Annotated in this window: 8 protein-coding genes and 1 pseudogene; all 9 read left to right on the top strand. The window is 58.7% G+C overall.

What is annotated here, in order from left to right:
• A pseudogene (locus Q427_RS31925) lies at positions 1-781 on the top strand (type VI secretion system Vgr family protein); the annotation flags it as partial.
• A 5-nt stretch (positions 782-786) separates the two neighbouring features.
• Positions 787-1,689 carry a DUF4123 domain-containing protein gene (locus Q427_RS28530; RefSeq protein ID WP_081785781.1) on the top strand — a complete coding sequence of 301 codons (903 nt, stop codon included), beginning with the start codon at positions 787-789 and terminating at the stop codon, positions 1,687-1,689.
• Positions 1,690-1,701: 12 nt separating this feature from the next.
• Positions 1,702-4,536, top strand: a complete 2,835-nt coding sequence (locus tag Q427_RS02625; protein WP_051496069.1) for a toxin VasX — start codon at positions 1,702-1,704, stop codon at positions 4,534-4,536.
• The gene (locus tag Q427_RS30955) at positions 4,485-5,174 is read left to right on the top strand and encodes a hypothetical protein (protein ID WP_155833433.1); all 690 of its coding nucleotides are present in this window, start codon (positions 4,485-4,487) and stop codon (positions 5,172-5,174) included. The genes Q427_RS02625 and Q427_RS30955 overlap by 52 nt, the downstream gene beginning before the upstream one ends.
• 14 nt (positions 5,175-5,188) lie before the next feature.
• The gene (locus Q427_RS33180) at positions 5,189-6,319 is read left to right on the top strand and encodes a hypothetical protein (protein ID WP_043510728.1); all 1,131 of its coding nucleotides are present in this window, start codon (positions 5,189-5,191) and stop codon (positions 6,317-6,319) included.
• 3 nt (positions 6,320-6,322) lie between these two features.
• Positions 6,323-7,438, top strand: coding sequence for a hypothetical protein (locus Q427_RS33175; RefSeq protein ID WP_231613345.1), 1,116 nt, complete (start codon positions 6,323-6,325; stop codon positions 7,436-7,438).
• A 485-nt stretch (positions 7,439-7,923) separates the two neighbouring features.
• Positions 7,924-8,625, top strand: a complete 702-nt coding sequence (locus Q427_RS28520; protein WP_231613343.1) for a hypothetical protein — start codon at positions 7,924-7,926, stop codon at positions 8,623-8,625.
• A 69-nt stretch (positions 8,626-8,694) separates the two neighbouring features.
• The gene (locus tag Q427_RS02605) at positions 8,695-9,204 is read left to right on the top strand and encodes a hypothetical protein (RefSeq protein ID WP_043510724.1); all 510 of its coding nucleotides are present in this window, start codon (positions 8,695-8,697) and stop codon (positions 9,202-9,204) included.
• Positions 9,205-9,334: 130 nt separating this feature from the next.
• On the top strand, positions 9,335-9,452 hold a 118-nt coding region (locus tag Q427_RS02600), incomplete at its 3' end, for a type II toxin-antitoxin system Phd/YefM family antitoxin (protein WP_043510722.1).

Raw genomic sequence — 9,452 nt, 5'->3', positions numbered from 1 at the left:
TCAGCCAGGCTGGGCCGGCGGCGGCTACGGTAGCATCGCCATACCCCGGATCGGGCACGAGTCATCGTCTCGTTCCTGGAGGCGACCCGGACCAGCCGCTGATCACCGGGCGCACCTACCATGCGGTGAACACGCCGCCCTATGAACTGCCGGCGCACAAGACGCGCACCGTCATTCGCACCCAGAGCCACAAGGGCGACGGCTTCAACGAACTGCGCTTCGAGGACGAGGCCGAACGGGAACAGATCTGGCTGCACGCCCAGAAGGACCTGGAGCTGCTCACCAACAACGACCGCACCGAGGAGATCGGCAACGACAGCTTCCTCACCGTGCACCACGACCGTATCGGTGAGATCCATGGCGACGACCATCTGACAGTGCATGGAAGCCGACACACCCAGATTGACGGCGACGACCACCTGATCGTCGATGCCACCCGTCACGAGAAGTACGGCCGTGCTCAACTGGTCGAAGCCGGCCAGGAGATCCACCACAAGGCGGGCATGAAGGTGGTGATCGAAGCCGGTGCCGAGATCACCCTCAAGGCCGGTGGCAGCTTCGTCAAGCTCGACCCCAGCGGCGTGACCATCGTCGGCCCCAGCGTCAAGATCAACTCCGGCGGCAGCCCCGGCTCGGGCAGTGGCCAGGCGGCCCAGGGGCCGGCGTTGCGAGGGAGGCGGAGGCCGCGCCCCAGTTCACCCCGGTTCAGGCACCTCAGCAAGCGGCGCTGCTTCAGCAGCAGGCGCTATGTCCCATCTGCGAAAAGGGCGGTAAGGCGTGACGGAAATGAAGCGTTGGCCGCTCTCCCAAGGGTTGGCCGGGGAGGCTTGGTCCTGGCCCATCGAGAAGCAGGTGTATCTGCTGCTCGATGGCGTTCGAGTACAGGAACTGCCACGTCGGCTCTATGAATGGTCCCAAGGCCGGCTGGAAGCGGACCTGCTTTATGCCGGCACGCCCTGGGCCGAAGTGAACGATGTATCACCCTGGTTGGTCCAGCTGAGCGGGCAGGGTGACCCGGTATTGCAGGCTTTTCTGGCTGATGGCCTGGCGTCGGAGTGGGGCTATCTGATCGAAAGCACAGCCACCCTCACCGAGGTGGCAGACCATCTGCGAAGCCTGATCCTGGTGCTCCACCCGCTCGACGTCCCGATGCTGCTGCGGCTCGCTGACCCGGCGGTCATCGCCGCCCTGCTGCCGGACGGTAGCGCCCCTGCCCTGGTGCCCTGGGGCCCCATCGAGCGCCTGGTGTTACCCGATGCGGTCGCCGACGAATGGTGCAGTGGGACACCGGCAGAGGATACAGCGCCCCCGCTGGTGCCTGATCCCGCAGGCTATCGTCTATCCGAAGCCCAGCTAAAACGGTTGCAGGCCTGCGACTTGCGTCGGCATGCCCGGCAGTTGATGGGGTTTGTCGACCAGCACTGCGCTGGCTGGCTGACGGAGCCGGATCGACAGGGGCGCTATGCCCAGCTCACTGAGATCGTGCGCGAAGCCCGAGGCATGGGCTTCACCTCACCACGGGAATGGGCGTTGATGTGCAGTTTGATGGCCCGGTTGGGCGTTACTACCTGGCAAGCCGATGAGGGCCTTGCCGAATGGCGTCGCATACTCACCGACCCTGAACGAGGCAGCCCCATGGCGCGCCTCGAGGCCGCACTGGCGGCCACATCTTCATTACCCACGACATAGGGAGCATGTCACATGTCTGCGTTCGAGCGACCCAACGATGACCGCGATGACGCCGCACTGGCTGCTTATGAGCTACCGGGCCGGGACTGCGAAGAGGGCGCCACCTGCCCGCTGATCAGCGGCCAGGTTCAACTACTGCCGCTGCGCTATGGCCTGGTCGAAGAGCTCGAGCCGGGATGCTCCACCCCCTATTCCCTGAGGGCCCGGCCGCTGGGCATTCGCCTGCTGCGTAACGGCTTTCTCTACGTGCTTGATGGTGAAACCAACGAACTCGCCGAATACGAGTTTCGTGAGCAAGGCGATAAGATCACCGGCGGCAAGCTCGAATACGAGACGGATCGGACACTCTACGTCTGCTTCTCCGAAGTAAAATGGACCGATGCCAAGCGTGCCCAGGTACTGGAGAGCGAGGAAGATCGCGATGCCTTCATGCAGGCAGTCGACCTTTCCGGCGCCAACCCCGTTTCCGGTGGCGGGGAGCACCTGATCACCACCGCCCAGGCTGAAGAGTGGGTGGCCGAGTTCGCCGAAGAGGCCGAGCTGGAGCAGCCCGAAGGCGGCCATGAGCAGGAAGGCGAGGCCTACCACTGGGAAAACGACCACTACTACCACAAGACCCGCCTCGGCAAGCTGCTCAAACAGCACGAGGTCGAGGATCGCGACGAGTGCCTGTGCCTGGTCGTACGCGACGACATCGGTGTCATGCGCGACCTGGCTCAGTTCCAGGACAATGTGGTGGGGTGGATCGAGGAGTGGGCCACGGAGGACGAGGGGAAAACCGAGCGGGATTACCTGCTGGCCTGCTACATCGAGTCGCTTTCCCAGCTGAAAGCAGCCTCACTGGATGATCTTAGCCAAGTATCAGAAGATCCAAGCGTGCAAGCCATGTGGGAGCAAGTCGCCGCGATGGAGGAGCCACGGCAGGGAATAGTTCGCCAGGCCCTGCTCGATTTTCTCAATCAAGACAGCAATACCGGGAAACTTCCGCAGCCTCACGATCCTGATTTGCCCGCTGAACTCAAGGAACGTTTGTGGGAGTTGCGTGGCGAGGCGAATCTCACTAATGCCCGCGAAATCGCCAGTCAGTTGCAAAGGGAAGTGCGCCGTTACTATGTTGAAGATAGCCTAAGCGACAGTCTGGGAAGGGACTTCGTGGATCAGCATGGTGACGCTCTGCTTTCCATGAAGCAACAGCACAACGAGCGACTCAGGGCGCTGCTTGAAGGCAGCAGGATCGGTCAGCGGGGCATCAACGATCTGATCGAACGGGATCGTATGGACGCCTTCCTTGGTAAGCAACGTCCTCGGTTGCAACGCTGGAATGCTTTGCTCGACGCCTTGTCCAATGATCGCGCCAACATGCTGTGCAGTACGCATTTCCACACTGCCGCTTGGTACTTCGATGCGCAGAATGAGGAGCAGGTCTACGAAGCCTTCAAGACCCAGTATGGATGCCTAAAGGATATCTGCCGCAACGACGAGGTAACTGAACGGATCGCCGATTGGCTTGAGGAGGCCCCCCACTACGACCGTCCGCTGTTTCATACCCTGCCGCTCGCTGATCAGAATGATTTCGTCGGTCAGCACTCAACGATCAGTAATGCCGGCTATAACGCGGTACTCAAGGCCACCGAAAAGTGGGGCGAGCTCACCGCGCTTGAGTCAGGGCGACTTCCTGTGGTAGATGAACTGCCCGAGAATACCAGGATCGTTGCGGAGGAAGCTCACCAGCCGCTGGGGCCGGCGATCTCGCGGGGTATCTCCCAAGTCATGGGCGAGTTCTATCAAAGCATCAATCGTGATAGCGTGCCCGACTTGGAAGAATTGTTCCGGCGCCTTCCCAAGGCGCTACCTGCAAGAATTCTAGACGCAATCCAGCGCACTGGCGCCAGCTTCGTCGTGGCATCTCGTGAGGAGCTGGAAAGGTTCCGTCGCACCATCCAGCGTGTCTTGGCAATTAGAGAAGAACTCGACAGGATCCGTAGACGCCGTAACGTGATCAAGGCGACCGCCGGACACCGCTCGCTCGAAGCACAGGCCTTGCTCGAGGAGTTCAAGCGGCTTCGTCAGGAGCTGCAGACGGTGCATGAACCGGAACTCGCACGTGCACTGAGTCCCATCGAAGAGCTCCCCGAGGACAGTGTTCGTATTGCCGGCGCCACGCCGGGGCGAGCAGGGCTCACTCTGGTATTGCCGGCGGCCCAGCAGGCTGAAGTGGGCGGCCTGATCCGTAATCTGCGCCAGGGGATAGTGGCAGCACCCAGGGCGAACCTGGTGGGGGATGGGCTGGGGTTATTGGTCTTTGCGGCGCAGGTTTCAGTATTATGCAGTGCTACCAAAATGCTGGTTGAAGATTACCTTAATGATAGAGATGCTAGTTGGTCTCCAGTTTTAAACAGTCTAACCTCAACGGGAAGTGCTGGGTTTCTGGCCGCCCAAGGAATTATGGATACCGCCCTTAGTGCCAGGGCAAGATCACTTACAAATGCCTTGAATACCTCTGGTGCCCAAAGTGTGACTGCATCTCTTGGAAGGCTACATACATTTCTTGGTGGCTTTACTTATTTATTTGGATTTTTTGCCTCATCCTCCGCCCTTTACAGCCGAAACAATGCATGGAAAGAGGCTGTGCGTAGCGGTAATAGTAGTGCTCAGAGTGCCGCTATGGCGAGCATGGTAGGCGCGGCTGGCATGGTGGGTGCCAATACCTATGGCTTATATAATACTCTCCATGCAGGCTTTTCAGTGGCGTTCCGAGGCGCCGAATGGGCAGCTGCCGGAGCCGTTTGGGAGCAGTGTTCTGGCGTTTCAACCTCGCGGGTGCCCTGTTCTCCGTACTCGAATTAGGAGGCAGTTGGCTGTATAACCGTTACAGCACCAGTCGCCATGATGATTGGCTGCTCACGACGCCTTGGAGCCAGGAACCTGGCCGAATTAGCGATGCCTCCCTCAATGAGTATCAGTCACAACTACAAGCGATCACTCAAGTTCCCAAGCTTACCGTCAGCATTGAGGAATTTGATGGTTGGTGGAAGAGCAGAATGGAAGGGCCAAAGTCAGTGGACTTCGAGCTCAACCTGCCTTCCATTGGCTTGCAAAGCCTTGTTTCTCCCTTCGGGGGCAGGCCGCCACATAAGCTGTCGCTAGCCTGCTATCAAGTGCGCTCGAACACCGGGCCAGGTCCGCGAGAATTTTGGTATCCTGCGACCAGCCAAATCGATCGTCAACTCGACCTGGAAGGTGAGGCTCCTATGATACTTGGCTTTCCCAGGCCGGAGCCGGTGGGCGAGGGAGACTGGCGTCACCATGATACCATCATGGCAATACGGATCGAGGCCCTTGATAGCAGTGGCAATTATCAACCCTTTGAGCACCATATTCGGTTCTCTCGTTCGGGCGGTGAAGGTGTTTACACCCCATCGGATATGGCCTTGCTTGGCGAGCCGGCGGCCTGGCTGGAAATCGATCCGCTTCTTCTTACTTGATATAAGACATTACTATGGCAGCTAAGGAATTCCAGAAATTGCGCCCCGATATCACCGAGCCCCACCGGGCCGGGGATATCGAGACCATACCCGGTGGCAAGGTCACCTACCTTGCGCCTGTCCCCTTGCCGACGGGATCAGCACCGGTGGATTTCAATCAGGCTATTGGGGAAGTTAACGATATTTTTCTGGACTTCGGGGGTAGCCTCCCCACGCCCTTTACCTGGCAATTTACTTTAGGAATACCTTTCATAGGTTTTTTAATGCTGGTTTTTCTTCTCCCTGCGATAGGGGGGGGGTTGATGTGGTTCATTGGCAAGGACGTCGAGCTTTTTTTCGTGGGGTTTGAGGGACTTTATAACGAGGTGTTTACTCAGGCACTGGTAATTTGCACTTTGGTGCTGATATTGGCCTTGGCAATCAAGTGCCAGTATCACTTCAAATTCCGCAACGACGTTCCCACCCGCTTCCACCGCCAACGCCGCGAGGTGGCCTTCGCACCGGGCGGGGGCAAGCCACCGATCATCGTGCCCTGGGAGAGTGTGGCGGCCTGGGTGACCCAGGCGCAGGGCGCCACGCAGTATGGCGTACAGCGCCAGTATGGTCTGGGGTTCGGCTTCATCGATCCCGAGTCGGACCAGCAGCACTTCCTCGAGTTGCGACAACCCGGCATGCCACTGGCGATGGGCTTATGGGAGTCGGTACGGGCCTATATGGAGTACGAAGTCCATACCCGCGAGGAGATCCAGGACCCGCATGGCTTGCATCAAGCCGGCGACCCACCCTACGAAGGCGTACATACCTTCCACCACGCCCGTCGGCGCCTGCATCGCCGCTACCGCGAGGGAGAGATCGGCCTATTCAAGGTCATCCTGTGGTACCTGTGGCATATCCTCGATCTCTGGACGATCCCCTTTCATTTGGCCGAATGGGAAATCCGCGTTATCCAGAAAGCGGAACGTAAAATCTTGCCGGCCAGCCTTGATAAGTGGTCACAGTCATTGCCCCAAGAGCAATGGGCCAAGCCCAGCGAGGAGTTGGTACGCCTGTCGTCCGAGGTGCGTCGACTGTGCGAGGAAAACCCCCATCGTGGCATCGAAGATATCTTTGCTGAGGCGTACCGTCGCCAGGGAGTCGAAGCCTGATCCATGGCCAAGAAACGTAAGGTGCTTCTTGGGCCCGACCCCACCCAGCCACAGCGAGCTGGTGATGTGGAGCCCTTACCCGGGGGCCAAATCTCCTTTTTGGCGCCGCTACCCCTCCCGACAGGAGAGCCGGCGCTCAACGAAGGGGCAGTCAGCGAGCTCAACGATACCTGGTTGGATTATGGGGCTGGCTGGCCCGGAGTTTTTGGCAATCAACTGATATTAGGAGGTTTGTTTTGGTCATTCATTATGATGGCTTACTTGCTTCCGCTATCTGTAGCACCTTTCATCTCAAATGCTTTGTATACGGCTGTTGCGAAAGAAGCGGTCAAGATGACATCAATTGCAATTATTTTTGCAATAATCGCTTGCATCTGGGCTGTTGTCTCCTCTTACTCGAAGCGTAGAAAAGTAATTCCTACACGCTTTCACCGCCAGCGACGTGAAGTCTGCTTTGTGCCGGAAAAGAAGAATGGTGAGGGCTATGAGGCACCAGTTTTCGTGCCCTGGGAATCGCTTCGAGCGTGGGTGTTCGAGACGCGAGGCGTCACTCAGTACGGTGTGCAGCAGCAGTACGGTATGGGTATCGGCTATGTGCTGCCCGGCACCGACCAGTGGGTGAAAACGGAGTTTATGACACCAGCCCTGCCTCTGGCCCGCGCCGAATGGGAGGCGCTCCGTGGCTATATGGAGTACGATGTCAATACGCTCGATGAGATCCAGAGTCCACTGTCCATCCGGGAAGAGGGGGATCCCCCTTGGGAGGGAGCCCACACCATCCGCAACGCCCACCGACGGCTTCACCAGCGGCGTCGCAACGGGGAGGTGGGCTGGTTTTACACCCTGGGCTGGTATCTTTATCACCTGCTCACTTTCTGGACTCTTCCGGGCTATCTGGCTGAGTTGGAAACGTGGCTACTCAGGCGCTTCGGCACCAAATCACTGCCACCAGAGATAGTGGAGTGGTCAAAACCGCTGCCCAAGGAACAGTGGGCAAAGCCTAGCGAGGAACTGGTGCGTATGTCTGCTGAGGTGAACCAACTCCGACAGCGCGATCCACATCGTCCCATCGAAGAGATATTTGCCGAGGTCTATCGCAATCAGGGAGTGGTGGCCTGAATGTTGCCTGGTGCCACTGATGCTATTGAGTCTACGAGAGATGGCCGGGCCATTCAGGATTGATTGAGTACACCATGGCGAAGAAGAATGCAGGCCTTCCTGAACCTGAGCTATCCCAGCCCCATCGTGCAGGTGGTACACAGGCGATCCCGGGGGGGCGGATTACCTATCTGGCACCACTGCCCTTATTGACGGGTCAGCCGCCCCTGGATATGAGCAAGGCCGTAAGCGAGCTTAACGACACTTGGCTGGATTTCGGGGGGGGGGGGCCAAGCGTATCTATATGGCAGCTTATCACGGGAACACTGTGTGCATTCCTGCTGTTATGTGCCTTGGTTTTTCCAGCACTTATTTTGTTGCTCATGCCAAGCATTTCACCTGAAAATTTCATATCATTATATAAGATATTTCTATGGTTGGGCGTAATAGGTGGGGCGGCTGGATTGTTGATTATGTGTTTAGGTTACTATTCTGGAATGAAGAACTTGAAGCGCAGCATCCCCATCCGCTTCAATCGCCAGCGCCGTGAAGTCTGCTTTACCCTGACCGATACGCAGGAAACCGTCTACGTGCCTTGGGAGTCCTTGATGGCCTGGGTGGTGGAAGCGCGTGGTGCCACCCAGTACGGCGTACAGCAGCAGTATGGTATGGGGGTGGGCTATGCTCACCCGGAAACAGGCAAGTGGCTGAAGCTCGAATTCATGGCGGCGGGCTTGCCTCTGGCGATCAGCAACTGGGAAGCGATCCGCGCCTACATGGAGTATGAAGTCCACTCGCTGCACGAGATCCAGGACCCTCATCTGCCACGTGGCAAGGACGACCCGCCTTGGGAAGGCGTGCATACGCTGCGTAATGCGCGTCGCCGGATGCGCGAGCGCCGGGCCAAGGGCGAAGTGGGCCCGGTCTTCACTTTCTTCTGGTATGCCTACCATGTCATCGAGCTATGGAACCTGCCCGGTTACCTGACCGAGTGGGAGGCCAAGCGTCTGATGAAGAGCCGTCCCAAGCTGCGCCCGGCGGAGGTGGAAGAGTGGTCCAAGCCGCTGCCCAGGGAGCAGTGGGCCAAGCCCAGAGAGGAGTTGGTACGCCTATCCGCCGAGGTGCGTCGACTGCGCGAGGAGAATCCCCACCGCTCCATCGACCAGATCTTTGGCGAGGCCTATCGTCGGCAGGGCGTGGTGGCCTGAATGTCGCCGGCGTCGAGACGTTTGCGGCCAGCGTGGCCTGACGACTCCGCACACATCGAGGATTGCCCGATGCAACCCACTGCACTCCAGAGCCTGGTGGCGGCTCTCGTTCGCTGCTTTGCCATCTACCTCGGGCTCACGGCCCTGCGCTTCGCGGTGCAGGGCGCAAGTTTCTACAGCAGTGATTTCCACTACCTGCATGTTGGCTATTTCGTCGTTACCACTCTGCTGTTTGCCGGCGTGGCGCTCGCACTCTGGCGCTACCACACAGCCGTGGCAGGACGGTTGCTGCCTCGCGAGGCGAAGGATGGGGCGCTACCCGCAATGGAGGGAGCCACCTTCGAGACCGGACTGATCGGAGTGGTGGGGCTCTATGTGGCCGTGACCGCGCTGCCCCAACTCGTTAACCATAGCGCCTGGCTGTTTTATGACAGCGAGCTGTTTGGTGCCCCGCGGATCCTGGAGGGGCGAGTGGCCTTTATCGGCAGCCTGGTGCAGCTTTGTCTGGGCTTGGTACTGCTACTGCGGGCGCCTGGTATACGGCGTCTGATCGCCAGGTTGCGAACCGGGGGAACCTGAGTATTCCCAACTTGGACGTCCCAGGATGATGGCGGCTTTTGCGAGCACACGACCGCGTAGGCGTTCGTATTGACGTACGTACATAATGGCGTACACTTGGTGAATATTGAACCCACGCTAGAGGTGCGTCATGACCGGCATTACTGCAACTGAGGCGCGCAGCAAACTTTATCGGTTGATTGATGAAACCGCCGAGTCTCACAAACCGATCGTCATCATGGGTAAGCGGAACAAGGCTGTCCTGGTGT

This window comes from Halomonas sp. BC04 (genome assembly GCF_000568385.1).
This window is presented reverse-complemented; position numbering and strand designations above follow the sequence as displayed.